This is a genomic window from Micrococcus sp. iso_229 (assembly GCF_058072725.1).
In genome coordinates, this window is the sequence record NZ_CM176514.1 from 1,916,422 (window position 1) to 1,941,576 (window position 25,155).

Consider the following 25,155-nt stretch of genomic DNA (forward strand, 5'->3'; position numbering starts at 1 on the left):
GCGTCACATCCGCGCCACGCACCGACCGCACCACCTCGAAAGGACCCCGTCGATGGACGAGCAGATCCCCACGTTCCCGCCCCCGGCCGAATTCGCCGCCCAGGCGGTGGCCGGAGCCGACCTGTACGAGGAGGCCGCCGAGGACCGCCTGGCCTACTGGGCCCGCCGCGCCCGCGAGCTCCTGCACTGGGAGCAGGACTTCACCGACGTCCTGGACTGGTCCGACGCACCCTTCGCGAAGTGGTTCGTCGGCGGCACCACCAACGCCGCGTACAACGCCCTGGACCGCCACGTCGAGGCCGGCCACGGCGACCGCGTGGCCATCCACTTCGAGGGCGAGCCCGGCGACACCCGGACCTACACCTACGCCGACCTGGCCGCCGAGGTCCGGCGCGCCGCCAACGCGTTCGAGTCCCTCGGCGTGACCAAGGGCGACCGCGTGGCCGTCTACCTGCCGATGATCCCCGAGGCCGTCATCACGATGCTCGCGTGCGCGCGCATCGGCGCGGTCCACTCCGTGGTGTTCGGCGGCTTCTCCTCCGACGCCCTGCGCTCACGCGTGGACGACGCCGAGGCCAAGCTCGTCGTCACGGCGGACGGCTCCTTCCGCCGCGGCAAGCCCTCCATGCTCAAGCCCGCCGTGGACCAGGCCCTCTCCGCGCCGGGCCACACCGCCGAGCACGTGCTCGTGGTCCGCCGCAACGAGGCCGAGGTCGAGATGACCGAGGGCCGCGACCTGTGGTGGCACGACGTCGTGGACGGCCAGTCCGACGAGCACGAGCTCGTGTGGCACGACGCCGAGCACCCGCTCTACATCCTGTACACCTCCGGCACCACCGGGAAGCCGAAGGGCATCCTGCACACCACCGGCGGCTACCTCGTGCAGGCCGCGGCCACCCACCACGACACCTTCGACCTGCACCCGGAGTCGGACGTCTTCTGGTGCACCGCCGACGTCGGCTGGGTCACCGGGCACTCCTACGTCGCCTACGCACCGCTGGTCAACGGCGCCACCCAGGTGATCTACGAGGGCACCCCGGACTCCCCGCACCAGGGCCGCTGGTGGGAGATCGTGCAGAAGTACGGCGTGAGCATCCTCTACACGGCGCCGACGGCGATCCGCACGTTCATGAAGTGGGGCCGGCACATCCCGGACGAGTACGACCTCTCCAGCCTGCGCGTGCTCGGCTCCGTGGGCGAGGCCATCAACCCGGAGGCCTGGCGCTGGTACCACGAGGTCATCGGCGCCGGCCGCTGCCCCATCGTGGACACCTGGTGGCAGACCGAGACGGGCGCCCACATGCTCACCCCGCTGCCCGGCGTGACCACCCTCAAGCCCGGTTCCGCCCAGAGGCCGGTGCCCGGCGTCGTGCTGGAGGTCGTGGACGAGCTCGGCGAGCCCATGACGGACACGAGCGCAGGCTTCCTCGTGGTGCGCGAGCCGTGGCCGTCCATGCTGCGCGGCATCTGGGGCGACCGGGAGCGCTTCAAGGAGACCTACTGGTCCCGCTTCCCCGGCATGTACTTCGCCGGCGACGGCGCCCGCTACGACGAGGACGGCGACATCTGGCTGCTGGGCCGCGTGGACGACGTCATGAACGTCTCCGGCCACCGCCTGTCCACCACCGAGATCGAGTCCTCCCTCGTGTCGCACCCGTCCGTGGCCGAGTCCGCGGTGGTCGGTGCGAAGGACGAGACCACGGGCGAGGCGGTCGTCGCGTTCGTCCTGCTCACCGAGGTCGCCGCCGCGGCCGACCGCGACGTCGCCGAGGTCGAGGAGGAGCTGCGGCAGCACGTGGGCAAGGACATCGGCCCCATCGCCAAGCCCAAGCGCGTGCTCGTGGTCCCCGAGCTGCCCAAGACGCGCTCCGGCAAGATCATGCGCCGCCTGCTCAAGGACGTGGCCGAGGGCCGCGACCCGGGCGACTCCACCACGCTGGCCGACCCCACGGTCATGCAGCGCATCGTGGAGACGCTCGCGCCGAAGGCCTGAGCCGGCACGACGACGCCGCCCCGGTCCGCACGCTGCGTGCGGTCCGGGGCGGCGTCGTCGGTGGGCGGGCCCGGCTCAGGCGCGGGCGGCCGCGTCCCGGCGGACCAGCTCCACGGCCTCGTCGGGTGTGTAGCCGAGGCGCTCGAGCAGGGTGTCGAGACAGCGGCGCACGGCCTGGTGCGCGGCGTCCGCGCGGGCGTCCGCCGAGGCGGCCACGAACGTGCCCGCGCGGCCCCGGGTGCGGATGGTGCCGTGCGCCTCGAGCTCCTTGTAGGCCCGGGCCACGGTGCCCGGTGCCACGCCGAGCTCGGCGGCGAGCGCGCGCACGGGCGGCAGTCGGTCACCGCGGGCCAGGGATCCGGAGGCGACGCCGGCCAGGACCGCGTCCACGATCTGCCGGTAGGGCGGGGTCGGCAGGCTCGCGTCCACCGCCACGACCGGCAGGGAGTCGGAGACCACGCCCGCAGCCCCGCCGGCGACCGGGGCCGCGGACGGGGTCGCCGCGGACGGACCGGGGGCCCGCATCGTCTCACCGGTGCTGCGCGTCGAGACGGCCATCCTCGCGCTCCCACACGGCGGGGGCCAGTTCGCCCCCGATGGCGAGATCGCCCGAGGAGTCGTCCGGGTGGCGGAGCAGGTGGACGGCGGAGACCGCGAGGCCGCCCCACACCAGGAGGATGGCCAGGGACATCATGACGATCGCTGCGGTGCTCATCGGTCAGAGCTCCTTCCGGGTGGTGGCCGCGGGCATCACCGGCAGGGCGCCGGTGGGGACGGTGCCCTGGGGCACGGCGTTGTGCGGGATGAGGTCGCCGTGGATCTCGCTGTCCAGGTCCTCCGCGTAGAGGTTGGACTTGCGGGACCACGGGATCAGGGAGAGCAGGACGGCCAGGGCGACGGAGCCGAGCGCGATGCCCCAGCCGAAGACGCCGAGGAAGTCGCCCGGGTAGCCCTCATAGCCCTCCGCGATCACCTTCATGATCCAGGAGAGCCAGATGTAGGCGAGCACGATCGGCATGAGCACGCCGATCAGCAGCACGTACCCGCGGCCGACCTTGAAGGAGGAGACGGCGTTGAGGTGCGCCGTGATGCGACGGGCCGAGCCCAGCGCGCCGGTGACCAGGAGCACCGACAGGAGCGCCGCGCCCACGATGCCGAAGTTGTTGGCGAACGCGTCCATGGTGTCCAGCATCTGCAGGCCCGTGGTGGTGGAGAACAGGGCGAGGGAGACCACCCCGGACAGGCCGATCACCACGATCGTGGCCGTCCAGCGGCCCCAGCCGAGCTTGTCCTTCACGGCGGAGATGACGACCTCGAGGATCGAGATCAGCGAGGTGAAGCCGGCGACCACGAGCGAGCCGAAGAACAGCACGCCGATCAGGGCGCCGAGCGGGGCCTGCGAGATCAGGGTGGGGAAGGCGATGAACGCCAGGCCGATGCCGCTGCCGGCCACCTCGGACACGGACACGCCGGAGGCCTGCGCCATGAAGCCCAGGGCGGAGAACACGCCGATGCCGGCCAGGATCTCGAAGCCCGAGTTGGAGAAGCCGACCACCAGGCCGGAGCCGGTGAGGTTCGTGCGGCGGTTGAGGTAGGAGGCGTAGGTGATCATGATGCCGAAGCCGACGGACAGCGAGAAGAAGATCTGACCGTAGGCGGCGATCCAGACGCCCGGGTCCGCGAGCGCGGACCAGTTCGGCGTGAACAGCGCGTCCAGGCCCTGGGCGGCGCCCGGCAGGGTGAGGGCGATGCCGACGAGGATCAGGAACATCACGACGAGCAGCGGGATGCCGACCATCGAGGCCAGGGCCACGCCCCGGCGCACGCCGAAGCCCATGATGAGCAGCGTGATCACCCAGACGGCGAGCATGGGCCAGAAGACGCCCGAGACGAAGTCGAAGGACGGGGACGGGTCGTCGGCGACCTGCAGGTAGTCGCCCATGAGGAAGGTCTCCGGGTCGTCGCCCCACCGCTGGTCCACGGAGAACCAGGTGTACATGATCGCCCAGCCGATGATCGCGGCGTAGTAGATCCCGATGACGACGCAGATGAGCACCTGCCACCAGCCGACGGTCTCGGTCCACCGGGACAGGCGTCGGAATGCCAGAGGCGCGGAGCCGCGGAAGCGGTGGCCGATCGCGTAGTCGAAGAACAGCAGCGGGATGCCCGCGGTGAGCAGCGCGATCAGGTAGGGGATGACGAACGCGCCGCCGCCGTTCTCATAGGCGACGTAGGGGAAGCGCCAGATGTTGCCGAGGCCCACGGCGGAGCCGATGGCCGCCAGGATGAAGGCCCACCGGCCGGTGAACTCCTCCCGGGTGCGCTGTGGCGCCGGCGCGGGCGCCGGCGCGGAGACGGTGCTGGACATGCAGGACCTCCGAGGGTCGGGAAAACTCGAGTGTGACGGCGGCCACAATAGTCGACGCGGGCCGTTGCCGGACAGTCCGGTCCGGAATGCGGGCGTCAGGCGCGTGGCGCGGCGCCGGCTCAGCCGCCCGGGACGCAGTCCCCCGAGGGGACCGTGGCCGTCATCTGCGGGGCCGCGGCGACGACGGGGGCGATGGTGTCCGCCGTCAGGGCGTAGCCGACGGCGTCCGAGCCCGGGGCCCGGGCGAACACCAGACCGGCCAGGTTCCCGGCGGCGTCCACCACCGGGCCGCCCGAGTAGCCGTGGCGGATGTCCGCCGCGAGGGTGTAGACGTCCACCATGCTCGCGGCCCCGGTCAGGACGTCGCCGAGCGGCACCTCGCCGACGGCCTGCACGGCCGCGGGGGTGGAGGCGAACGGGCCGCCGTCGGGGTACCCCAGGACGGAGGCCGACGCGCCGCCCGTCAGCTCGGCCCCGACCGGCATGACGGGCAGGTCCGCGTCGTCGACCGCCAGGACGGCGAGGTCGTGCGCCGTGTCCAGGTGGACGATCCGCGCCGCGTGCACGCCGCGGGCGCGGTCCGTCACGGTGGGGGCGTCCACGCCGAGGACCACGTGCGCGTTCGTGAGCACGCGGTCCGGGGCCACGGCCACGCCCGAGCCGCTCTGCACCTGGTTGCACTGCGCGGCCGTCCCGGTCAGCCGGACGACGGCGGCCGACGCCGAGGAGGCGGCGGGAGTCGAGGGGGCGGCCGTCGACGCCGACGAGGCGGGGGCGGTCGTCGTGGCCGACGGCGCGGCGGACGTGGACGACGAGGCCGCGGCGTCGTCGGGCTCCTCGAGGGTCGCCGCGGCGGACGTCGCGGGCGGGACGGACGTGGCGGTGTCGGACGGGGAGGAGGCGGCCGAGGGCAGACCCGGCGTCACGGCCGGGGCCGGGGCGGCGCGGACGCCGTCGTCGGTCTCCGGGACGGGGGCGGGCAGCTCGAGCTCCGGCAGCACGTCCAGGTCGGCGACGGCGGAGCGCGAGCGGGCGGCCCAGGCCAGGAGCGAGTCGGGCATCACGGTGTCCAGCGCTGTGATCACCCGCGAGCGGGTCACCTCACGGGTGACCGCGGTGGAGCCGGAGGCCGCGATGGAGAACGCCACGAGCCAGAGGACGAGGGCGCCCGCGAGACCGGCGGCGAGCGCGCCGAGGAGGCGGTCGACGAGTCGCAGGGCCGGCAGGTTCACGCGCAGCCGGATCGCCTCGCCGATGGCGGCGCCCACGTACTGGCCCGCCGCCACGAGCAGGACGAGGGTGGCGATCAGCGCGGCCCACCGCCACTGCGGCGCGGTGACGACCTTCGCCACCTCAGGCAGGGCGTAGAACGCGATCGCGGCGCCGCCGACCAGGCCGACGAGGTTGCCCAGCACCACCCACAGGCCGCGACGGTGACCCTGGACCAGGAGCATCGCGAGCCCGATGATGAGCAGGACGTCCAGCCACGTCAGACCCAGCGGCATGGGCGACCTCCTTCGGATGCGACGGCACCGGCCACGCACGGGGACCGCCCGCGCGCCCGGTGGGGGATCCAGGGTATCGGCCCGCACTGGGGTATGGGGCACAATGGACGCCAGTGAACCGGGCGGCTCCTCCGCCGCGGTGTGAGGAACTGGCCACAGAGAGGACACGCACACATGGATCTCGAGGTTCTGCGGAAGGCTCCGCTGTTCACCAACCTGGACGACGAGGTGTTCGCCATCCTCACCTCGGAGCTGACCGAGGTGGAGCTCTCCCGCGGCGCGTCCGCGTTCCACGAGGGCGACCAGGGCGATCAGCTGTACGTGATCATGTCCGGCAAGATCAAGCTCGGCCGCACCGCTTCGGACGGCCGCGAGAACCTCGTGGCCGTGCTCGGCCCCGGCGAGATCTTCGGCGAGATGGCCCTGTTCAACCCCGCCCCGCGCAACGCCACCGCCACCGCGGTGTCCGCCACGCGCCTGGCCGGTCTGCGCCACGAGAACCTGCGCCGCGCCATCGCCTCGTCGCCGGATGTGTCGGTCCAGCTGCTCCAGGCCCTGGCCCAGCGCCTGTCCAAGACCAACGAGTCCCTGGCGGACCTGGTGTTCTCGGACGTGCCGGGCCGCGTGGCCAAGGCGCTCCTGGACCTCGCGGACCGCTTCGGCCGCCCGGCCGCGGACGGCCTGCTGGTGGCGCACGACCTCACGCAGGAGGAGCTCGCCCAGCTGGTGGGCGCGTCCCGCGAGACCGTGAACAAGGCCCTGGCCGAGTTCGTCCAGCGCGGCTGGATCCGCCTGGAGAACCGCGCCGTGGTCATCCTGGACCTGCAGCGTCTGCGCCAGCGTTCACGCTGACGCCCCTCGCCCTGCCGTGGAGCGGGCCACCCCGGTCAGTCCCGGGGGGCCCGCTCCACGCGCATCCGGGGGGTGCCGTCGTCGCCGGCCTCGGTGACCAGGTGGTATTCCGGCACCGGGCCGCGCCGGGCACAGGGCGTGGCGGAGAGCAGGAAGGCGGCGGCCGTCCGGTGCGCCGCGACCCGACGCACGATCACCTGCGTCAGCGGGGTCGCCACCTGGTCGAAGGGTGCCATGCCCTCCGCCCCGGCGGGTCCGGGCAGCCGCAGCGGGCCGGCCAGTGCGCGACACGCGGGCACCCACGCCTGGAGTTCGGGACCGGGTTCCTCGGATGTCGGCGTGGACTGCACCGGTGGGGTCGTCGTGGCGAACACGGCCGTGTCGAAGCGTCGGTGGACGTGGGGCGCGGAATGCCAGCGCATGACGGGGCGCAGCAGGTCGGCGCGCACCCCGAGGCCGCGCGCGGCCAGCAGATGGGGCAGGCTCTCCGAGCCCTCCTCGAGGGAGCTGTGGCCCCCACCCCAGGTCTCGATGCGCGCCGTGGACACGACGTCCGTGTCGGAGCGACCGGCGAGGAGCACTCCGGCCTCGTCGTGGAGCTGACGGACGGCGGCCACCACGTGCTGCCGCGCACGCCGCCGGTCCGTTGTCCCGAACGTGTGGGCCCACTGGGAGGGCTCGTGCCCGTACCACGGGCACGAGTCGGCGTCGGACTCGAGGAGCGCGCCGCCCGGCAGGCCCACGCGGCCGAGCGGGGTGCGTCCCGCGCGGTGTCGGAGGAAGACCTCCGGGCCGTCGTCGCCGTCGCGTACGAGCACGACGGCCGACCCGGGCCGGGCCGGGCGTACCTGGCTGAAGCGGCGGTCCAACCACTGGCGGGTGAGGTCCTCCTCCTGCTCCGGGACCGGCAGCAGCAGGCCGGCCGGATCAGCGGACACGGACGGTGATCTCCACCTCGACGGGAGCGTCCATGGGCAGCACGGCCACGCCGACGGCGGAGCGCGCGTGGCGGCCGACCTCGCCGAAGATCTCGGCCAGCACGTCCGAGGCGCCGTTCACCACGCCGGGCTGACCGGTGAACGCGGGGTCGGAGGCCACGAAGCCGACGACCTTGACGACCTGGGCGACCCGGTCCAGGTCGCCCAGCAGCTCGTGCACCGCGGCCACCGCGTTCACGGCGCACGTCCGCGCGAGCTCCTGGGCGCGTTCGGGGGTGACCTCCGCGCCCACCTTGCCGGTGGCGGGCAGGGCGCCGGCCACGAAGGGGAGCTGGCCGGAGGTCAGCACGAGGTCGCCGTCCCGCAGGGCCGGGACGTAGGAGCCGACCGGCGCCGCGACGGCGGGTCGGTCGATGCCGAGCTCCGCGAGGCGGGCCGCGACGGCGCCGTCGCCCCAGGTGGGGGCCGAGGACTGCTCCGTCACGTTCACGCCGCCTTCGGACGCTTGAGGTAGGCCACGGGGTTGTTCCCCTCGGGGCCCGGGATCACCGTGACGAGCTCCCAGCCGTCCTCGCCCCACTGGTCGAGGATCTGCTTGGTCGCGTGGATGAGGAGGGGGATCGTGGCGTACTCCCACTGCGTCTGCTGAGTCATGGGACCCACCCTAGCCACCGGCGCGGACGCCGGAAGAGGTCCCAGGTGCCCGCGCTACACTCGCGCCCATGGCCTCCCGCACGACCCGCTTCCCCGCGCCCTCGAGCGCTCTCGGCCGCCTCCTCGCCTTCGTGGGCCTCTCGGCGGTGGCCGGCCTGCTCGTGGCGGCCCTCCTGCTGCCCGTCGCGGGCCTGGCCGGTGTCGCCGCCGCGTCGGGCCGGGAGATGCTGGACGAGCTGCCGGACGAGCTGCCCGCGGAGCCGGTCTCCGTCCCGTCGCGCATCCTCTCGGAGGACGGTGAGGAGATCGCCGTCTTCTACGAGGAGAACCGCACCCCGGTCCCGCTGGACGAGATCTCGGAGCACATGCAGCACGCGATCGTGGCCATCGAGGACGAGCGCTTCTACGATCACGACGGCGTGGACGCGCGCGGCCTCATCCGCGCGACCGTGAACAACGCCACCTCCGACTCCACGCAGGGCGCCTCCACCCTCACCCAGCAGTTCGTGAACAACATGCTGGTGAACGTGCAGCAGATCCGCGGCGACTCCCGCCTCACGCTCTCCGGCTCCAAGAACATCGCGGACAAGGTCAAGGAGATCAAGCTCGCGGTCGCCGTCGAGAAGCAGATGTCGAAGGACGAGATCCTCGAGGGCTACCTCAACATCGTGCTGTTCTCCGGCCGTGCCTACGGGGTCGAGGCCGCCTCGCAGTACGTGTTCGGCAAGTCCGCCGCCGACCTGGAGAGCTGGGAGGCCGCCACGCTGGCCGGCATGGTCCAGTCCCCCACCCGGTTCAACCCGGCCCGCAACCCGGAGGAGGCCACGGAGCGGCGCAACCTCGTGCTGAACGCGATGAGGGAGAACGGCTACCTCTCCCAGGAGGAGTACGACCACGCCGTCGCCCAGCCGATGGAGGTGGTCATGGAGTCCCGCCCCTCGGGCTGCCTCTACGCCAAGTTCGGCACCTACTTCTGTGACTACGTGGAGCGGCAGATCCTCGCCGACCCCACGTTCGGCCCGGACGTCCAGTCCCGCCAGGCCCTGCTGGACCGCGGCGGACTCACCATCCGCACGACGATCGACTCGACGCTCCAGAAGGAGACCGAGAAGAACCTGCGCGCCTCGGTGCCCAACAACGAGTCGCTGGGCGCCGGCCACGCGCTCACCTCGGTGGAGGCCGGCACCGGCAACATCCGCACCATGGCCCAGAACACCGAGTACGCCATCCAGGACGAGCTCGGCCACACCTCGCTGAACTTCAACGTGGACAAGCAGTGGGGCGGCGGCCAGGGCTTCCAGGCCGGCTCCACGCTCAAGCCCTTCGTGGCCCTGACGTGGCTGCGCAACGGCAACCGCCTGGTCGACTCCGTGGACGCCTCCCGGAACGTCTACCCCACGGGCACGCGCTTCGCGGCCTCGTGCCGCCCGGGCGGCTACACCACGGTCGGCGGCACCTGGCAGTTCAAGAACGTGATCCCCGGCATGCTGCGGCAGGTGCGCGTGGACGAGGGTCTCTTCTGGTCCGTGAACACCCCGACCGTCGCCACCGCGTACCAGCTGGACCTGTGCGACATCACGAGCCTCACCACCCAGCTGGGCATCACCCGCGCCCTGGACAGCTCCCCGCTGCAGCCGGACGACCCGTCCTTCCTGCTCGGCAAGGACTCGGTGGCCCCGCTGTCCCTGGCCGGGGCGTACGCCGCCATCGCCGCGAACGGCCTGTACTGCGAGCCGCGCGCCATCCTGGAGGTCACGGACACCGCCGGCAACCAGTACGACGTCGCCGACCCGCAGTGCGACCAGGTCATCGACCCGGACCACGTCCGGGAGCTGATGCCGGTCCTGCGCCACATCGGCGGCTTCAACATCGCCGAGGAGGGCGCCGGCTACGAGTTCGGCGGCAAGACGGGCACGAACGACAACGTGTCCTCCACGTGGTTCGTCGGGTTCACCAGCAAGCTGGCCACCGCCGTGTGGACCGGCCGCTACAACAACCTGAAGTCCATGACGGGCGAGACCGTCAACGGCGAGGTCCGCAACCCGTTCTACTCGACCTCCATCAACGGCCCGTCCTGGCTCGAGTACAACCAGATGGCCAAGGAGAAGTTCCCGCCGGGTGAACTGCCCGAGTGGGACGGCCCGCAGTCGGAGGACCCGGGCGAGGCCGGCGAGCACCCGGACGGACGCCAGTTCCACATCGACGACCTGGACCGGGGCGGGCCGCAGCCCCAGGCGGTCCCGGGCTTCTGACCGCGATGCGCCCCGCCGCCTCCCCCGCCCGCCGCATGCTCCGCGCCGCAGCGCCTGCCGCCGCCGGGCTGGCCACGACGGCGGGCCTCGGCCTGGCCTGGGGCCTTGCCGAGGCGGAGGCGCGGACCGTGCGCACACACCGACTGGCCGTGCTGCCGGCCGGGTCGGCGCCGCTGCGGGTGCTGCACCTCTCGGACATCCACCTGCTGCCCCGGCACCGGGCCAAGCGGGCGTGGCTGCACGGGCTGGATGCACTCGAGCCTGACCTCGTGGTCAACACGGGCGACAACGTGTCCGCCGCGGCATCGGTGCCGCTCGTGCTTGCCGCTCTCGGGCCGCTGCTGGCGCGGCCCGGCGTGTTCGTGCCCGGCTCCAACGACTACTACGCGCCCAAGGCGGCCAACCCCCTGCGGTACTTCGCGGGCCCCTCGCGCATGGACGAGGACCGGCCCCGGCTTCCCTCCGACGTCCTGTTCGGCGCGTTCCGCGCTGCCGGCTGGGCCGACCTGACGAACCGGGGCGTCGCCCTGGCCGTGCCGACCCGCGCCGGGACCACGCTCGAGGTGCTCGCCGCCGGCACCGACGACCCGCACCTCGGTCTGGACGCCTGGGCCGGCTTCCCCGGCGCCGCACCCGACGAGGGCGCCGGGCGGGCCGGCGGCGACGGGCGGTTCCGGCTGGGCGTCACCCACGCCCCGTACCGCCGCGTGCTGGACGCCATGACCGCCGACGGCGCCGACCTGCTGCTCGCCGGCCACACCCACGGCGGGCAGGTGTGCGTGCCGTTCCTCGGTGCGCTCGTCACCAACTGCGACCTGCCGCGCCGTCAGGCCTCCGGGGTCTCGACGTGGACGGCCGCGGGGCGGACCGTCCCCCTCGAGGTGTCGGCCGGCCTGGGGACCGCGCCGTCCGCCCCCGTGCGGTTCGCGTGCCGGCCCGAGGCCGTGGTGCTGGACCTGGTCCCGCGGGGCTGAGCCGCCTGTCCCGTCCGGGGCCGCGGGTACAGTGGAGCCCCGTGACCCGCACCACCTCTCCCGACGCCTCGTCCCTGCGTGACGCCCTGGGCGGGATCGCACCGTACCTCGAGGGCGTGCGGGCGCGCTGGGTGCTCGGGCTCGCCTCGGCCATGGCGGCGGGCCTCGTGGCCCTGGCCATCCCGCAGGTCATCCACTTGCTCGTGGACACCGTGTTCACGGAGACCGTGCTCGCCCGGCCCTCCTCCCCCGACTCCCGCGCGGACGTGTGGCGGGCCGCCGGCCTGCTCACCGTGCTCGGCCTCGCCGAGGCCGCGTTCATCGGCCTGCGCCGGTACTTCATCCTCCCGCCGGCCGCCGGGGTGGAGAACCGGGCGCGCATCGCCCTGTTCGAACGGCTCCAGCGCCTGCCGGTGGCCTTCCACGACGCGTGGCCCTCGGGGCAGCTGCTCTCCCGGGCCCAGGGCGACCTCTCGCTGCTGCGGCGGTGGATCGCGTTCGGCTCGGTCATGCTCGTGGTGGACGTGGTGACCATCACCGTCGGCCTCGTCCTTCTGTTCCTGCTGTCCTGGCAGCTGGCCCTGCTCTACCTCGCCGCGGCCGTGCCGATCATGTGGGCGTCGTTCGGGTTCCGCAACGACTTCCGCGCCGCGTCCCGGCTCTCCCAGGACCAGGCCGGGGACCTCGCCACGTCCGTCGAGGAGTCGGTGCACGGCATCCGCGTCCTCAAGGCGTTCGGCCGCGGCGCGCACGCCCTCGACGGCTTCCGCGGGCGCGCTCGCACGCTGCAGGGCACCGAGGTGCACAAGGCGTCCGTGCTGGCTCGGTTCATCGCGCTGATCGTGGCCCTGCCGGAGACGGTGCTGGGCCTGGGCCTCGCCCTGGGCCTGTGGCTCGTGGCGACCGGGGAGCTGACGGTGGGCGCGCTCGCCGCCTACTTCGCCACCGCGGCCGTGCTGGCCGGGCCGGTCGAGTCGGTGGGCCAGCTGATGGGCATGACGCTCTCAGCCCGCACAGCGATCGACCGCCACGTGGACGTGCTTGCCACGCCCGTGGACATCGCCTCGCCCACCGGGGAGGCCGCCGTCGTGCCCCCGGCCACCGGCGCGCTCGCGTTCCGCGGGGTGCGCTTCCGCTGGCCGGACGCGGACCCGGGGCGCGGGGAGCGCGACCTGCTCGACGGCGTCGACCTCGAGCTGGTGCCCGGCGAGACGATGGCCCTGGTCGGCGCGACCGGCGCCGGCAAGTCGACGCTGCTGCAGCTGGTCCCCCGGCTGCTCGACGTCACGGCGGGCTCCGTCTGCGTGGACGGGGTGGACGTGCGCCGGATGCCGCTCGAGGAGCTGCGCCGGCGGGTGTCCGTGGCGTTCGAGGACGCCACGCTGTTCTCCGCGACCATCCGGCAGAACGTGCTGCTCGGCGCCCCGGCGGACGTGCTCGCGGACGGCCTCCACTCCCCCGCGGCGGACGCCCTGCTCGACCTCGCGCTCGAGACCGCGCAGGCGGGCTTCGTGGCGGACCTGGCGGACGGCGTCGAGACCGAGATCGGCGAGGAGGGCCTCAGCCTCTCCGGCGGACAGCGCCAGCGGATCGCCCTCGCCCGCGCGATCGCGGCGCGCCCGGACGTGCTCGTGCTGGACGACCCCCTCTCCGCCCTCGACGTGCGCACCGAGGAGGCCGTGACCGCGCGCCTGCGCGAGGTCCTCGACGGGACGACCACCCTGATCGTGGCGCATCGTCCCTCCACCGTGGCCCTGGCGGACCGGGTCGCGGTGCTGGCGGACGGGCGGATCGAGGACGTGGGGACGCACCCCGAACTGCTGGCCCGCAGCGCCGTGTACCGGCACATCATCTCGAGCCGACCGGAGGAGCAGGCATGAGCGCCGCCGACGTGAGCCGCGTGCGCGGCGTGGGGGCCGAAGAGGACCTCGACTACACCCGCGCGGAGCGCCGCCACATCCGGCGCCGGTCCTTCCGGCTGCTCGGCGAGCTCGCGCGGCCGGTCCGGGGGACGCTGCTGCTCACCGTGGTCTTCGTGCTCGTGTCCAACGCGGCGCGGGCGGCCGGGCCGCTGATCATCGCCTGGGCGATCGACGCGGAGCTGCCGCGCGTCGTCGAGGCCGTGCGGGCCGACGAATCCGTCTGGCCCATCCTCGTCCCCGTGGGCGGGGCGTACGTGGCGGCGGCCCTCATCTCCGGCGGCCTCCTGGGGGCGTACACGTGGCTCACCGCGCGGGCGAGCCAGGCCATGCTGCTGAGCCTGCGGCTGCGCGTGTTCCGGCACACGCAGCGGCTGAGCCTCGGCTTCCACGAGCGGTACACGTCCGGGCGGGTGATCTCGCGGCAGACCTCGGACCTGGAGGCGCTGCGGGAGCTGCTGGACCAGGGCGTGTCCTCGCTCGTGTCCGGGCTGATGTTCATGTCGTTCACCGCGGCGTCCATCCTGCTGCTGGACCCGCCGTCGTTCCTCGTGCTGCTGGGTGCGGCCGTGCCGGTGGCGATCGTGACGCGCTGGTACCAGGTGCGGTCCGAGGAGGCGTACCGGCGGTCGCGGGTGTCCTCGGCGCGGTCGATCGTGCACTTCGTGGAGACCATGACCGGCATCCGCGCGGTCCAGGCCTTCCGGCGGGAACGGGACAACGACGCGCGGTACCGCGACTTGGCCACGGCCTACCGGGACGACATGGTGGCCACGCTCAACCTGTTCGGCATCCTGCAGCCGGTGCTCGTGGCGACGGGCAACCTGACGGTGGCGGCGCTGCTCGTGACCGGGGGCCTGCGCGTCCTCGACGGCGACCTCGAGGTGGGGGTGCTCGTGGCGCTCCTGCTGGCCGGACGGCGCGTGTTCCAGCCCATGGAGATGGTGGCGATGTTCTACTCGTCGCTGCAGTCCGCGACGGCGGCGCTCGAGAAGGTCTCCGGCCTGCTCGAGGAGGAGCCCACCGTGGTGGAGGCCGCCGAGCCCACGCCGCTGCCCGGGGCCGACGCTCCGGGGACGGGCGTGGCGTCCGGGCGGGTGGAGTTCCGGGACGCGGTGTTCAGCTACGGACCGGACCGGGTGGTGCTGCCGGAGTTCGACCTCGTGATCCCGGCCGGGCAGACCGTGGCCGTGGTGGGCCAGACGGGTGCGGGCAAGTCGACGCTGGCCAAGCTCATCGCCCGGTTCTACGACGTCTCCACCGGCTCGCTGACGCTGGACGGGGTGGAGCTGCGCGAGCTCAGCCAGGCGGATCTGCGGCGCAACGTGGTGATGGTGACCCAGGAGGCGTTCCTGTTCTCCGGGTCGATCGCGGAGAACATCGCCCTCGGCCGGCCCGACGCCACCGAGGCCGAGATCCAGGCGGCCGCCCGGGCGGTGGGGGCGCACGACTTCATCCTGGGGCTGCCCGAGGGCTACGCGACCGACGTCGCCAAGCGCGGCGGGCGGCTGAGCGCGGGGCAGCGGCAGCTCGTGTCCTTCGCTCGGGCGTTCCTCGCGGACCCCGCCGTGCTGATCCTGGACGAGGCGACGTCGTCGCTGGACCTGCCGAGCGAGCGCCTCGTGCAGGCCGGGCTGGAGCGGCTGCTGGGGAACCGGACGGCGCTGATCATCGCCCACCGGCTCAGCACCGTCGAGACCGCCGACCGGGTGCTCGTGATGCACGACGGCCGGATCGTCGAGGACGGCAGCCCCGCCGAGCTGGTGGCGGCCGACGGCCGGTTCGCGGCGCTGCACCGGGCCTGGGAGGATTCGCTCGCCTGATGGGCCCCGGGCCGGGCACTTTCGAACGTGAGAGAGGGCCTATCCCACGTTCGAAAGTGCCCATTCGCCCGATTTCACGTTCGAAAGTCCTGCGGCGGGGGCGGGGCCGGAGGTGGTGGAGGTCGCCCGCACGGCCCGGTCGTGGCGGACGACGGCGGCCACCACGGTCCGGAAGTCCTCGGCCAGGTCGGCGCCCATCACCGTGATGGACAGGTGGCCGGCCTCCTGCCAGAGACGGTCCCGCCGTGCGTCGCGTCGCTGCTGCTCCGGCGTGCGATGGTGGCCGCCGTCGTAGTGGAGGGCCACGCGGGATCGTTCGACCACCATGTCCGCGTCGGTCCGCTCCCCCGCCGGTGAGACCAGCCTCGCCTGCAGGCGAGGCTCGGGGAGGCCGGCGTCGAGGAGGGCCAGCCGCAGCCGCGTCTCCGGAGGCGAGTCCGCCCCCACCCGGATCAGCGCCAGCGCGGCCCGGGCCACCCGCACGCCCTTGAACCGGCCCGCCCGCTCCAGCGCCGCGGAGAGCCGCGCCGGCGTCGTGCGTGGCGGGAGTCGGGTCCCGTCCACCCACGGACGGTTCACCAGCGCGTCCCCCGCGACGACGGCGTCCGCCACCTGATCCGGCCGCAGCAGGGAACAGAGGTCCACCCACGTCCGCTCGAGCGAGGTGGCCGGGACCCCGTGCACCTCCACGCGGTCCTCGGCCGGCACCGTGCGTCCGTGGCAGGCGACGCCCGCGCGCCCCGTCCGACCCGTGCGGTGCGGCCGGCTCACGTGCACCCGTGTGTCCTCCTCGGCCCACCACGGCAGGACGAGCCCGTGCAGCCGCGCCGCCGTCAGATGCGAGGCGACCCCACGGGTCAGAGCCACCACGACGGCGGCCTCCTCCGGCGGCAGGGCCGCCACGGGGCGGGGGTATCCGAGCGCGGCCCACGACCCCGGCACGTCGACGACCGCGCGGTGTGCCCCGTGGGTCACCCGGCGCAGGTCGAGGCTGCGCAGCCGGTCGGAGGAGAGGCGGTCCAGGGCTTCGCGCCGGGTGAAGACGCGGCCGGCGAGGGCTGGCGGGAGGGGTGCGGGGCGGCGTGGCATGCGGCCAGGATGCGGGCGCCGTCGTCGCGGGCGGGCGTCCGGCCCCCTCCTGTGCGGGGCCGGGCCCCTGTGCAGGAGCCGCCCCGCCCCACCCCACCCCGGACTTTCGAACGTGAAATCGGGCGAATGGGCACTTTCGAACGTGGGATAGGGCCTATCCCACGTTCGAAAGTGCGGGTCAGGCGTCGAAGGGGCGGCCCGTCAGGCGCTCGTACGCCTCCACGTAGCGGTCGCGGGTCTTGGCCACGACGTCGGCGGGCAGCGCCGGCGGGGCCTCCCCGCTCGCCTTGTCCCAGCCGGAGTCGGGGCCCGTGAGCCAGTCGCGGACGAACTGCTTGTCGAAGCTCGCCTGGGTGCGGCCGGGCTCGTAGTCCTCGGCGTCCCAGAACCGGGAGGAGTCGGGCGTGAGCACCTCGTCGCCCAGCACCACCTGGCCGGTGGCCGGGTCCACGCCGAACTCGACCTTCGTGTCCGCCAGGATGATGCCGGCCTCGCGGGCGATCGCCTCGGCGCGCGCGTACAGGTCCAGGGTGAGGAACCGCAGGCGCTCGGCGGCCTCGGTGCCCACGCGCTCGACCATCTGCTCGAACGTGATGTTCTCGTCGTGCTCGCCGACCTCGGCCTTCGCGGACGGCGTGAAGATCGGCGGGTCGAGCCGCGAGCCGTCCACGAGCCCGGCGGGCAGCGGCAGGCCGGCCACCGTGCCCGACGCGCGGTACTCGGCCAGGCCGGAGCCGGTCAGGTAGCCGCGGGCGATGCACTCCACGGGGAACATGTCCAGGCGCTTGACGACCATCGCCCGCCCGGCCACGGCCGCGGGCACGTCCGTGCTCACCACATGGTGCTCGACCGGCTCGGCGTGGGCCCCGTTGTAGCCCTCGGCCAGCTTCTCGAACCACCACAGGGTCAGCCGGGTGAGGATGGCGCCCTTGTCCGGGATCGGCGGCTCCAGCACGTGGTCGTAGGCGCTGATCCGGTCGGAGGCCACCACGAGCAGCGTCGCGGACCGTCCCGGCTCGGCGTCGGCGGGCTCGTACAGGTCCCGCACCTTGCCCGAGTAGACGTGCCGCCAGCCCGGCAGCTCGAGGGCCTCGGCCCCCGTGAACCCCACGCGCTCCCCGCTCACTTCGCTCCCTCCGTCCCGGGCACGGTGATCTCGCCGCGCTCGGCCTTGAGTCCGATGTCCGTGCGCCACTGGGCGCCGTCGAACCGGATCCGCTCGACGCCCGCGTAGGCGCGCTCGCGCGCTTGGGCCAGGTCCGCCCCGCGCCCGACGACGGCCAGCACCCGGCCGCCCGCCGTCACCACGTCCTCACCGGACGCCGCGGTGCCGGCGTGGATCACGTGCACGCCCTCGAGGGCGGCCGCGTCGGCCAGCCCGCTGATCACGTCGCCCGTCGAGGAGGAGGCCGGGTAGCCGGCCGAGGCCATGACCACGTCCACGGCGACGTCGTCGCTCCACTCGAGCCGGCGGTCCGCGCCGAGCCGGCCGGCCGCGGCGTCGGCGAGCAGCCCGCCCAGGGGTGTCTCGAGGCGGGCGAGCACGGCCTGGGTCTCGGGGTCGCCGAAGCGCACGTTGAACTCGATGACCTCCACGCCCTTGGCGGTGACGGCCAGGCCGCAGAACAGCACGCCCGTGAACGGGGTGCCGCGGCGGGCCATCTCGGCGAGCACGGGGCGGGCCACCCGGTCCATCACCTCGTCCGTGAAGCCCTCGGGCAGCCACGGCAGCGGTGTGTACGCGCCCATGCCGCCGGTGTTGGGGCCGGCGTCGCCGTCGTGGATGCGCTTGAAGTCCTGCGCGGGGGTGAGGGCGACGGCGTCCTCGCCGTCGCAGATCACGAAGAGGGAGACCTCGGGGCCGTCCAGGAAGTCCTCGATCACCACGGTGCCGCCGGCGGCGAAGCAGGCCTCGGCGTGGGCGAGGGCCTCGGCGCGGTCGGAGGTGACCACGACGCCCTTGCCCGCGGCCAGGCCGTCGTCCTTGACGACGTGCGGGGCGCCGAACTCGTCGAGGGCGGCGGCGGCCTCCGCGGCGGTGGTGCACACGCGGGAGCCGGCGGTGGGCACGCCCGCGGCGGCCATGACCTCCTTGGCGAAGGCCTTGGACGCCTCGAGCTGCGCGGCGGCCTGCGAGGGGCCGAACACGGCGAACCCGGCCTCGCGCAGGGCGTCGGAGACGCCGGCGGCCAGCGGGGCCTCGGGACCGACGACGACGAGGTCGGCCCCCAGCTCGCGCGCGAGCTCCACGACGGCGGCCGGGTCGGTGGCCTCGACGGCGTGGAGGGTGGCCAGGTCGGCCATGCCGGCGTTGCCGGGCGCCGCGTGGAGGGCGCTGACCTGCGGATCACGGGAGAGGGCGGTGAGCAGCGCGTGTTCGCGGCCGCCGTTGCCGAGCACAAGGGTCTTCACGAGCCTCAAGCCTACGCGGTGGCCCTGGCCCGGCCCGGCCCGTGGCCCCTACGGTGGAGCGCATGACGATGCCTCCCCTCCACCACGGTCAGCCCGGCGACGACGGTGACCCCCGTGACCCCCGCCATCGGCCCGGTGCGGGACTGGGCCCCGGGCTGCGCACGGTCTGGACGTTCGTCGGCGTGATGTTCACGTGCGCCCTGATCGTCTTCTGGACGCTGCGGGGGTTCGGCGTCCAGCGCGGCGACCTCAGCCTGCCCGCCGCGCTCGGCGTGCTGGCGCTGGCCGCCGTCGCCGCGGCGGTGATCACCCGGTACGTGCGGCGCCGCTGAGCGGGGCCGGGTCCGCGGGGCCGGCCGCCCCGGCCTGCCCGTCAGCGGATGATGCGCCGTCGCCGGGCCTCGTCGACGGCGCGGGTGCGGTTGTCCACGCCGAGCTTCTGGAAGATGTGCACCAGGTGCGTCTTCACGGTGGCCTCGGAGATGAACAGCTCTTTCGCAGCCATCTTGTTCGTGGCGCCCCGCGCGATCAGCTCGAGCAGCTCGATCTCCCGCTCGGACAGCACCTCGGAGCCGCCGGACATGCGCCCCATCAGCGTGGCCGCGACCTGCGGGGCCAGGGCCTTGCGCCCCGCAGCCGCCTGCCGCACCGCCGAGGCGATCTCCTCGCTCGGGGCGTCCTTGAGCAGGTAGCCGGCGGCGCCCGCGTTCACGGCCGCGAGGATGTCCGCCTCCGTGTCGAAGGTCGTCAGGATGAGCACCTGCACCCCCGGCCACCGCTCCCGCACGGCGCGGGTGGCGGTCACGCCGTCCATGCCCGCGCCCATCTGCAGGTCCATCAGCACGACGTCCACCGCGGGCTCGCCCGCCTCCAGGACGCCGATCGCCTCCGCCCCGTCGGCGGCCTCGGCCACCACGGTCAGGTCCGGGTGCGCCTCGACGACGGCCCGCACCCCCGCCCGCACCACGGGGTGGTCGTCCACCAGCATCACGCGCACGCTCATGCGGTCTCCTCACTCTCGGTCTCCTCGGGATCCGCGCCCCGGCCGGCCCCGGCGGCGGCCAGCGGCACCCGCAGCGCCACCACGGTGCCCTCGCCGGGGGCGGACTCGACGGTGGCCTCGCCGCCCACCGCCGCGAGGCGCTCGCGCACGCTCGCCAGTCCCACGCCGGTCCCCGCCCCCGGGTCGGCACCGGAGGCTCCGGCCCGGGCGCGGGCCACGACGACGGCCGGGTCGAACCCCGCGCCGTCGTCGGCCACGTCCACCGTGAGCTCGTCGCCGAGGTAGCCCAGCGTGACGCGGGCGCGCCGGGCGCCCGCGTGGGCGCCGACGTTCGCCAGGGACGCCTGCACGGCCCGCAGCACGGCGGTCTCCACGGCCTCGGCGACCGCGACCGGCTCCCCCACGACCTCGACGTCCGCGGCCACGGGCGTCCCGGCGGCGGCCTGCCGGTCGGCGAACCCGGCGACCGCGCGCTCGAGCGCCTCGACGAGGGACGGCGCCCCGGTGCCGCGCAGGTCGCGGACGAAGCGGCGGGACTCGGCGAGGTTCTCGACGGCCGTGGCGCGCACGGTCTCCATGCGCTGCCGGGCCAGGGCGGGGTCGGCGGCGTCGAGCGCGTCCTGGGCCGCGCGCGAGACCAGCACGATCGAGGCCAGCCCCTGGGTGAGGGTGTCGTGGATCTCGCGGGCGAGCCGCTCCCGCTCGGCGCTCACCCCCGCCCGGTGCTCCGTGCGCGCGAGCTCCGCCTGCGCGGCGCGCAGCTGCTCGGCCACGGCACGCTGGCGTTCGGACTCGGCGTGCAGGGCGCGGTACGCCTCGGAGAGCACCACGGCCACGGCGGCGCCCACCAGCGGGCCGATCACGGCCGGCACCCGCACGCCGCCGGCGCCCGACGCCATCCCGGCCACCACGACGACGGCCATCGCCACGACCATCACGGGCCCGACCACGTGGCGCACCCACGCCTGCCGGGTCACCCGGCCGACCACGTGCAGGACGACGAAGAAGAGGGGGAAGGCGACCCACGCGAAGTCGCCGTGGTGGGCCACGAGCAGGCCCCACAGCAGCAGCACCAGGGCCAGCCAGGCGACCGCCGGACCGCGCCCGACGTCGTCGCCCCGGGCCCACCGGCGCCGCTCCAGCACGGTCCCGGCCAGGTAGACGCCCGCCAGCGCGGCGGTCAGCAGCACCAGGGTGGTGGCCGGGAACGGACCGGACGCCTCCGGGGACCGGTCCGCGAGCGCGCGCGCCAGCCCCACGGTGAGCAGCGCGGCGAACGTGACGTGCAGGGCCACGCGCAGGCCGGCGAGCACGGCGGTGGTGCCGGTCTCGGTGGCCGCCGGGGGCACGGCGGCGCGGGGGGCGACGGACATGGCTCCACCCTAGGGCGCGCCCCAGACGCGACAACGGCCCGCGGCCCCGGGGCCGCGCCGCTGCGCCGCCGGGATCAACCATTCGGTTGACCGGGTCCAGCCGCCGCGGGCGATGTGCCGACCCCTCCCCGCGCGAGACCGTGGAGGCAACCTCAGGACAGACCTCTTCCAGGAAAGGACGCGCCCCGTGTTCCTCGCACTCCGCGACCTCCGCTTCGCCACCGGACGGTTCGCCCTCATGGGTTCCGTGGTGGCCCTCATCAGCCTGCTGCTCGTCATGCTCTCCGGCCTCACGGCCGGCCTGGGCGGGCAGAACACCGCCGCGATCGACCGCCTCGGCGAGCAGGGCGTGCAGCGTCTGGTCTTCGGCGGCGCGGCGGGCCAGGAGCCCACCGCGTCGTTCACCCAGTCCGAGTTCACCGTGGCCCAGCGCGACGCGTGGGCGGCCACGGACGGCGTGGCCTCCGTCGAGCCGCTCGGGGTGAGCCAGGGTCGGGCCGTCGGGCTCGAGCACCCCGTGGACACGGACCCGCAGCGCCGCGCGGACGTGTCCGGCGAGCCCACCACCGGCGTGGCCACCACCGCGTTCATCGGCCTCACCCCGGGCGGCTCCGACGCGCCGGCCGGCGTCGAGCCCGGGCAGATCGTGCTCAGCCAGGACGTGGCCGACTCCCTCCACGCCCAGGCGGGTGACGCCGTCGCGGTCTCCGGCTTCGTGTACACCGTGGCCGACGTGGTGTCGACCGAGTACTACTCCCACTCCCCCGTGACGTGGCTGGCGCTCGAGGACTGGAACGCCATCTCGCACACCGCCGACGACGCGGTGCTCGGCACCGCCGGCCTCGTGCGCTTCGACGCCGGCGCCGACGTCGACGCCGTGGCCGACGCCGGCGACGACGCCGCGGGCACCGTCGCCGAGACCGTGAAGGGCTCCTACGCCGCCCTGCCCAGCTACCGGTCGGAGAACGGCTCCCTGATGACCATGCAGGGCTTCCTGTACGGCATCTCGGCGCTCGTGGTGATCGCGTTCCTGTCCATCTGGACGGTGCAGCGCACCCGCGACATCGCGGTGCTCAAGGCCCTCGGCGGCTCGAACGGCTGGGTGCTGAAGGACTCGCTCGCGCAGGCCGCGTTCGTGCTCGTCGGCGGCGTGGCCGTGGGCACCGGGCTGGCCGCCGCGATCGGCGCGTTCGCGGGGCGGGCCGTCCCGTTCGAGCTCTCGTGGGCCACCACCGCGGTGCCCGCCGCCGGGGTCCTCGTGCTCGGCATGCTCGCCGCCGTCGTCGCGGTCTTCCGCGTCACCCGGATCGACCCGCTGGTCGCCCTCGGCGGCAACTGACCGCCTCTGACGACGGCGCCGCCCGGCGCCGTCGTCCCCCTCGGCTCCGCCTCGCCCCCGCTTGGAGAAAGGACCTCCCCATGACCGCCCTCACCGCCCCGCAGGCCGACCTCGACACCCTCCGCACCCCGGCCGCCGCGGCCGCCCACCGCGTCGCCGCCGAGCGCCCCGCCGCCGCGGCCGACGCCACCCCCGCGCTGTCCGTGCGCGACCTCGTCCTGGAGTACCCGGACGGCGAGCGCGGCGTGCTGCGTGCCCTGGACGAGGTCAGCCTGGACCTGCTCCCCGGCACCTTCACCGCGATGGTCGGCCCGTCCGGCTCGGGCAAGTCCTCCCTGCTGGCGGTGGCCGCGGGCCTCGTGACGCCCACCTCCGGCAGCGTGTCCGTGGCCGGCCGCGAGATGGCCGGGCTGTCCCGGAAGGAGCGCACCGCGCTGCGCGGCCAGGAGATCGGCATGATCTTCCAGCAGCCCAACCTCATCCCGTCCCTCACCGCCGCCGAGCAGCTCGAGCTGACCGTGCACCTGGACCGCGACGCCACCCGCGCGGACCGCAAAGCTGCCAGGGCGCGGGCCCTGGAGCTGCTCGAGCGAGTGGACCTGGCCGACCAGGCCCGCAAGCGCCCGCACCAGCTCTCGGGCGGCCAGCGGCAGCGCGTGAACATCGTGCGCGCGCTCATGGCCTCCCCGACGCTGCTGCTCGTGGACGAGCCCACCTCCGCGCTGGACCGCGAGCGCTCGGCCGCCGTCGTGGACCTGCTGGGCACGCTGACCCGCGAGGAGCAGGTGGCGACGCTCATGGTCACGCACGACCACGAGTTCCTCTCCGCCACGGACCGCACCCTGACCATGGTGGACGGGCGGCTCTCCGCGGAGTGAGCCGGTGACGTCGCCGGACCCGACCCGGCCCACCGGCCCCGGACGCCCGGCGCGTCCGGAGCCCTCGCTACCCTGGACCGCATGACCCACGCCACCATCGCCCCCGCGGGCGAGACCTTCGCCCTGTCCGACGCCGTCGAGCTCGTGGAGACCGTCCGCAACGGCTTCGTCGAGTCCCGGACGGCGGGCGCCGCCGTCGTGACCAGCCCGGACGGGCGGGTGCTGGCCGGGCTCGGCCCCGCGGACGCGCTGATCTATCCGCGCTCCACGCTGAAACCGTTCCAGGCCGTCGCATCGCTGCGCCACGGGGCGGCGCTGGAGGGCGAGGCCCTGTCCATCGCGTGCGGCTCGCACCGGGGCACGCTCCGGCACCAGGCGCTGGCCGAGCGCATGCTCGCCGACGCCGGCCTCGACGCGTCCGCCCTGCGGTGCCCGCCGGCCTGGCCCGCGGACACCTCCGAGGTCGTGGCCCAGGTCCGCCGCGACGGCGAGGCCGCCGCCGCCACCCCGCTGGCCTTCAACTGCTCCGGCAAGCACGCCGGCTTCCTCGCGGCGTGCGCGGCGTCCGGGCACGACGTCGCCACGTACCTCGACCCGGCGCACCCGCTGCAGCGGGAGGTGGACGCGGTGATCGCCGAGTACTGCGGGGAGCCGGTGGCCCACACCGGTGTGGACGGCTGCGGCGCCCCGGCCGCCGTCGTCTCGCTGGCGGGCCTGGCCCGCGGCATCGGGCGGGTCGCCGCGGCGCCCGGCCGGGCCGACGCGGATCCGCACGCGGCCGCCGTCGCCACGGCGATGCTCGAGCACCCGTGGGCCGTCCACGGGGAGACGAGCTCCAACACCGTGGTGATGCGCGAGCTCGGCCTGCTCGCCAAGGCGGGCGCGGACGGCGTGCTCGTCATGGCCGCGCCGGACGGCACGGCCGTGGCCGTCAAGGCGCTCGACGGCAGCACGCGGGCCGGCGACCTGGTCGCGCTCGCGCTGCTGGCCCGGTTCGCCCCGGACCACGTGGACCGGGCGACGCTGCCGGGCGTGCTGGCCGCCGTCGTGCCCCCGGTGCTCGGCCGGGGCGAGCCCGTCGGCGAGATCCGCCTGGCCGCGCCGGTGCGGGACCTCGTGGGGGACGTCCTGCCGGCCTTCGAGGCGCGGGCGTGACCACCGGCTCCGTGCCCCGCCGCCGGGTGCCCGTCGTCGAGGGCCATGCGGCGCTGCTGGCGTGGGCGCGCGCCCACGCGGAGGACCCCGCGGCGGCCGCCGCGCTGCCGCGCTCCACGCGGGCGACGGCGGTGCGCTTCGCGCTCGAGGAGCTGGCGACCCGCGTGCCCGGGAACTCGGTGGAGGTGCGCGTGCCGCCCTTCGGCGTCGCCCAGTGCCTCCCCGGGCCCCGGCACACCCGCGGCACCCCGCCCAACGTGGTGGAGATGGACGCCGTGACATGGCTGTCCCTGGCGACAGGTCTGACGTCCTGGGCGGACGCGACGGCGGCCGGCGGCGTGCGCGCCTCGGGCGTGCGAGCGGACCTCGCCGCGCACCTGCCGCTCGTGCGGCCGTGAGCGAGGGGTGGACGCGGCGGATTCCCAGCTACTCGGGTGCTCGTCGGCTGTGGACCATTCCAGCCAACCCATTGTGATGTCGATCACACACGCGGCCATCAACCTGCACAAAAGTACAGTTGCGACACTCCCAGCGGTCGCATAGGTTCGCCTCAGCTGTTCCGCAGTCCAGGCGGGGGGGGGCCTGAAAGCGTTCGCACCCTCACTCGTATCGCCCCCGCCGGGGCGTC

The 25,155-nt window shown here is 74.4% G+C and carries 23 protein-coding genes; 11 read left to right on the forward strand and 12 right to left on the reverse strand.

The annotated features are described in order from the left end of the window. The first annotated feature begins 52 nt into the window (after nucleotides 1-52). A complete protein-coding gene (gene acs, locus AC3RKA_RS08870; protein ID WP_227448750.1) occupies nucleotides 53-1,993 on the forward strand; it encodes an acetate--CoA ligase in 1,941 nt (646 codons plus the stop codon). A gap of 75 nt (nucleotides 1,994-2,068) precedes the next feature. On the opposite strand, the gene AC3RKA_RS08875 is transcribed toward acs, so the two are convergent. The 4 genes from AC3RKA_RS08875 to AC3RKA_RS08890 all read right to left on the reverse strand — a co-directional run bounded on the left by AC3RKA_RS08875 (nucleotide 2,069) and on the right by AC3RKA_RS08890 (nucleotide 5,866). Continuing rightward, a complete protein-coding gene (locus AC3RKA_RS08875) occupies nucleotides 2,069-2,551 on the reverse strand; it encodes a GntR family transcriptional regulator (RefSeq protein ID WP_489727131.1) in 483 nt (160 codons plus the stop codon). Beyond that, complete coding sequence (locus AC3RKA_RS08880; RefSeq protein WP_002854027.1) at nucleotides 2,523-2,708, reverse strand: methionine/alanine import family NSS transporter small subunit; 186 nt, start codon at nucleotides 2,706-2,708, stop codon at nucleotides 2,523-2,525. Before AC3RKA_RS08880 ends, AC3RKA_RS08875 begins: the two co-directional genes overlap by 29 nt. A 3-nt stretch (nucleotides 2,709-2,711) precedes the next feature. Further along, nucleotides 2,712-4,361, reverse strand: a complete 1,650-nt coding sequence (locus AC3RKA_RS08885) for a sodium-dependent transporter (protein WP_060973804.1) — start codon at nucleotides 4,359-4,361, stop codon at nucleotides 2,712-2,714. A 119-nt stretch (nucleotides 4,362-4,480) separates the two neighbouring features. Then, nucleotides 4,481-5,866 (reverse strand): MarP family serine protease, encoded by a 1,386-nt coding sequence (locus AC3RKA_RS08890; RefSeq protein ID WP_336264790.1) that lies wholly within the window; start codon nucleotides 5,864-5,866, stop codon nucleotides 4,481-4,483. A 174-nt stretch (nucleotides 5,867-6,040) separates the two neighbouring features. Between AC3RKA_RS08890 and AC3RKA_RS08895 the strand changes: the two genes are divergently transcribed. Next, on the forward strand, nucleotides 6,041-6,718 hold the full coding sequence (locus AC3RKA_RS08895) for a Crp/Fnr family transcriptional regulator (RefSeq protein WP_002854021.1): 678 nt from the start codon (nucleotides 6,041-6,043) through the stop codon (nucleotides 6,716-6,718). Between the two features lie 35 nt (nucleotides 6,719-6,753). On the opposite strand, the gene AC3RKA_RS08900 is transcribed toward AC3RKA_RS08895, so the two are convergent. From AC3RKA_RS08900 to sp36, 3 genes are read right to left on the reverse strand one after another with little or no spacing between them, the layout of a single operon-like run. Further along, on the reverse strand, nucleotides 6,754-7,656 hold the full coding sequence (locus tag AC3RKA_RS08900; protein WP_489727132.1) for an NUDIX hydrolase: 903 nt from the start codon (nucleotides 7,654-7,656) through the stop codon (nucleotides 6,754-6,756). After that, entirely contained in the window at nucleotides 7,646-8,146 is a 501-nt protein-coding gene (locus tag AC3RKA_RS08905) for a RidA family protein (RefSeq protein WP_060775056.1), read from the reverse strand. Before AC3RKA_RS08905 ends, AC3RKA_RS08900 begins: the two co-directional genes overlap by 11 nt. Continuing rightward, complete coding sequence (gene sp36, locus AC3RKA_RS08910; protein WP_010080276.1) at nucleotides 8,143-8,310, reverse strand: Sp36 family protein; 168 nt, start codon at nucleotides 8,308-8,310, stop codon at nucleotides 8,143-8,145. The genes AC3RKA_RS08905 and sp36 overlap by 4 nt, the downstream gene beginning before the upstream one ends. A 68-nt stretch (nucleotides 8,311-8,378) precedes the next feature. On the opposite strand from sp36, the gene AC3RKA_RS08915 reads away from it, so the two are divergent. From AC3RKA_RS08915 to AC3RKA_RS08930, 4 genes are read left to right on the forward strand one after another with little or no spacing between them, the layout of a single operon-like run. Then, nucleotides 8,379-10,562 (forward strand): transglycosylase domain-containing protein, encoded by a 2,184-nt coding sequence (locus AC3RKA_RS08915; RefSeq protein ID WP_489727133.1) that lies wholly within the window; start codon nucleotides 8,379-8,381, stop codon nucleotides 10,560-10,562. Nucleotides 10,563-10,567: 5 nt separating this feature from the next. Next, on the forward strand, nucleotides 10,568-11,536 hold the full coding sequence (locus AC3RKA_RS08920; RefSeq protein ID WP_489727134.1) for a metallophosphoesterase: 969 nt from the start codon (nucleotides 10,568-10,570) through the stop codon (nucleotides 11,534-11,536). Between the two features lie 41 nt (nucleotides 11,537-11,577). Next, the gene (locus AC3RKA_RS08925) at nucleotides 11,578-13,416 is read left to right on the forward strand and encodes an ABC transporter ATP-binding protein (RefSeq protein WP_002854014.1); all 1,839 of its coding nucleotides are present in this window, start codon (nucleotides 11,578-11,580) and stop codon (nucleotides 13,414-13,416) included. Further along, complete coding sequence (locus AC3RKA_RS08930) at nucleotides 13,413-15,278, forward strand: ABC transporter ATP-binding protein (RefSeq protein ID WP_210078996.1); 1,866 nt, start codon at nucleotides 13,413-13,415, stop codon at nucleotides 15,276-15,278. Before AC3RKA_RS08925 ends, AC3RKA_RS08930 begins: the two co-directional genes overlap by 4 nt. 39 nt (nucleotides 15,279-15,317) lie before the next feature. Here the strand turns inward: AC3RKA_RS08930 and AC3RKA_RS08935 are convergent, their stop codons facing one another. The 3 genes from AC3RKA_RS08935 to purD all read right to left on the reverse strand — a co-directional run bounded on the left by AC3RKA_RS08935 (nucleotide 15,318) and on the right by purD (nucleotide 18,779). Further along, the gene (locus AC3RKA_RS08935) at nucleotides 15,318-16,367 is read right to left on the reverse strand and encodes a hypothetical protein (RefSeq protein WP_002854012.1); all 1,050 of its coding nucleotides are present in this window, start codon (nucleotides 16,365-16,367) and stop codon (nucleotides 15,318-15,320) included. A gap of 178 nt (nucleotides 16,368-16,545) precedes the next feature. Further along, nucleotides 16,546-17,493, reverse strand: a complete 948-nt coding sequence (locus AC3RKA_RS08940) for a phosphoribosylaminoimidazolesuccinocarboxamide synthase (protein WP_002854011.1) — start codon at nucleotides 17,491-17,493, stop codon at nucleotides 16,546-16,548. Beyond that, complete coding sequence (gene purD / locus AC3RKA_RS08945) at nucleotides 17,490-18,779, reverse strand: phosphoribosylamine--glycine ligase (protein ID WP_206480327.1); 1,290 nt, start codon at nucleotides 18,777-18,779, stop codon at nucleotides 17,490-17,492. The genes AC3RKA_RS08940 and purD overlap by 4 nt, the downstream gene beginning before the upstream one ends. Nucleotides 18,780-18,841: 62 nt before the next feature. Between purD and AC3RKA_RS08950 the strand changes: the two genes are divergently transcribed. Beyond that, a complete protein-coding gene (locus AC3RKA_RS08950) occupies nucleotides 18,842-19,111 on the forward strand; it encodes a hypothetical protein (RefSeq protein ID WP_002854007.1) in 270 nt (89 codons plus the stop codon). 41 nt (nucleotides 19,112-19,152) lie between these two features. Here the strand turns inward: AC3RKA_RS08950 and AC3RKA_RS08955 are convergent, their stop codons facing one another. Both AC3RKA_RS08955 and AC3RKA_RS08960 read right to left on the reverse strand, forming a co-directional pair. Further along, a complete protein-coding gene (locus tag AC3RKA_RS08955) occupies nucleotides 19,153-19,782 on the reverse strand; it encodes a response regulator (protein WP_049158448.1) in 630 nt (209 codons plus the stop codon). Continuing rightward, complete coding sequence (locus AC3RKA_RS08960; protein WP_044658865.1) at nucleotides 19,779-21,155, reverse strand: sensor histidine kinase; 1,377 nt, start codon at nucleotides 21,153-21,155, stop codon at nucleotides 19,779-19,781. Before AC3RKA_RS08960 ends, AC3RKA_RS08955 begins: the two co-directional genes overlap by 4 nt. Before the next feature lie 187 nt (nucleotides 21,156-21,342). Here AC3RKA_RS08960 and AC3RKA_RS08965 point away from each other — a divergent pair, with 187 nt between their 5' ends. The 4 genes from AC3RKA_RS08965 to AC3RKA_RS08980 all read left to right on the forward strand — a co-directional run bounded on the left by AC3RKA_RS08965 (nucleotide 21,343) and on the right by AC3RKA_RS08980 (nucleotide 24,925). Then, complete coding sequence (locus AC3RKA_RS08965; protein ID WP_002854002.1) at nucleotides 21,343-22,494, forward strand: ABC transporter permease; 1,152 nt, start codon at nucleotides 21,343-21,345, stop codon at nucleotides 22,492-22,494. Between the two features lie 80 nt (nucleotides 22,495-22,574). After that, complete coding sequence (locus AC3RKA_RS08970) at nucleotides 22,575-23,372, forward strand: ABC transporter ATP-binding protein (RefSeq protein ID WP_002854000.1); 798 nt, start codon at nucleotides 22,575-22,577, stop codon at nucleotides 23,370-23,372. An 81-nt stretch (nucleotides 23,373-23,453) separates the two neighbouring features. Next, complete coding sequence (locus AC3RKA_RS08975; RefSeq protein WP_489727135.1) at nucleotides 23,454-24,527, forward strand: asparaginase; 1,074 nt, start codon at nucleotides 23,454-23,456, stop codon at nucleotides 24,525-24,527. After that, on the forward strand, nucleotides 24,524-24,925 hold the full coding sequence (locus tag AC3RKA_RS08980) for a sterol carrier family protein (protein ID WP_489727136.1): 402 nt from the start codon (nucleotides 24,524-24,526) through the stop codon (nucleotides 24,923-24,925). The genes AC3RKA_RS08975 and AC3RKA_RS08980 overlap by 4 nt, the downstream gene beginning before the upstream one ends. Nucleotides 24,926-25,155: the final 230 nt, after the last annotated feature.

Excerpts from the sequence above, each read along its gene's own strand:
- acs (WP_227448750.1), top strand. The coding sequence starts at position 53 with ATGGACGAGCAGATCCCCACGTTCCCGCCCCCGGCCGAATTCGCCGCC.
- AC3RKA_RS08875 (WP_489727131.1), bottom strand. The coding sequence starts at position 2,551 with ATGGCCGTCTCGACGCGCAGCACCGGTGAGACGATGCGGGCCCCCGGT.
- AC3RKA_RS08880 (WP_002854027.1), bottom strand. The coding sequence starts at position 2,708 with ATGAGCACCGCAGCGATCGTCATGATGTCCCTGGCCATCCTCCTGGTG.
- AC3RKA_RS08885 (WP_060973804.1), bottom strand. The coding sequence starts at position 4,361 with ATGTCCAGCACCGTCTCCGCGCCGGCGCCCGCGCCGGCGCCACAGCGC.
- AC3RKA_RS08890 (WP_336264790.1), bottom strand. The coding sequence starts at position 5,866 with ATGCCGCTGGGTCTGACGTGGCTGGACGTCCTGCTCATCATCGGGCTC.
- AC3RKA_RS08895 (WP_002854021.1), top strand. The coding sequence starts at position 6,041 with ATGGATCTCGAGGTTCTGCGGAAGGCTCCGCTGTTCACCAACCTGGAC.
- sp36 (WP_010080276.1), bottom strand. The coding sequence starts at position 8,310 with ATGACTCAGCAGACGCAGTGGGAGTACGCCACGATCCCCCTCCTCATC.
- AC3RKA_RS08915 (WP_489727133.1), top strand. The coding sequence starts at position 8,379 with ATGGCCTCCCGCACGACCCGCTTCCCCGCGCCCTCGAGCGCTCTCGGC.
- AC3RKA_RS08920 (WP_489727134.1), top strand. The coding sequence starts at position 10,568 with ATGCGCCCCGCCGCCTCCCCCGCCCGCCGCATGCTCCGCGCCGCAGCG.
- AC3RKA_RS08930 (WP_210078996.1), top strand. The coding sequence starts at position 13,413 with ATGAGCGCCGCCGACGTGAGCCGCGTGCGCGGCGTGGGGGCCGAAGAG.
- AC3RKA_RS08935 (WP_002854012.1), bottom strand. The coding sequence starts at position 16,367 with ATGCCACGCCGCCCCGCACCCCTCCCGCCAGCCCTCGCCGGCCGCGTC.
- AC3RKA_RS08950 (WP_002854007.1), top strand. The coding sequence starts at position 18,842 with ATGACGATGCCTCCCCTCCACCACGGTCAGCCCGGCGACGACGGTGAC.
- AC3RKA_RS08955 (WP_049158448.1), bottom strand. The coding sequence starts at position 19,782 with ATGAGCGTGCGCGTGATGCTGGTGGACGACCACCCCGTGGTGCGGGCG.
- AC3RKA_RS08960 (WP_044658865.1), bottom strand. The coding sequence starts at position 21,155 with ATGTCCGTCGCCCCCCGCGCCGCCGTGCCCCCGGCGGCCACCGAGACC.
- AC3RKA_RS08970 (WP_002854000.1), top strand. The coding sequence starts at position 22,575 with ATGACCGCCCTCACCGCCCCGCAGGCCGACCTCGACACCCTCCGCACC.
- AC3RKA_RS08975 (WP_489727135.1), top strand. The coding sequence starts at position 23,454 with ATGACCCACGCCACCATCGCCCCCGCGGGCGAGACCTTCGCCCTGTCC.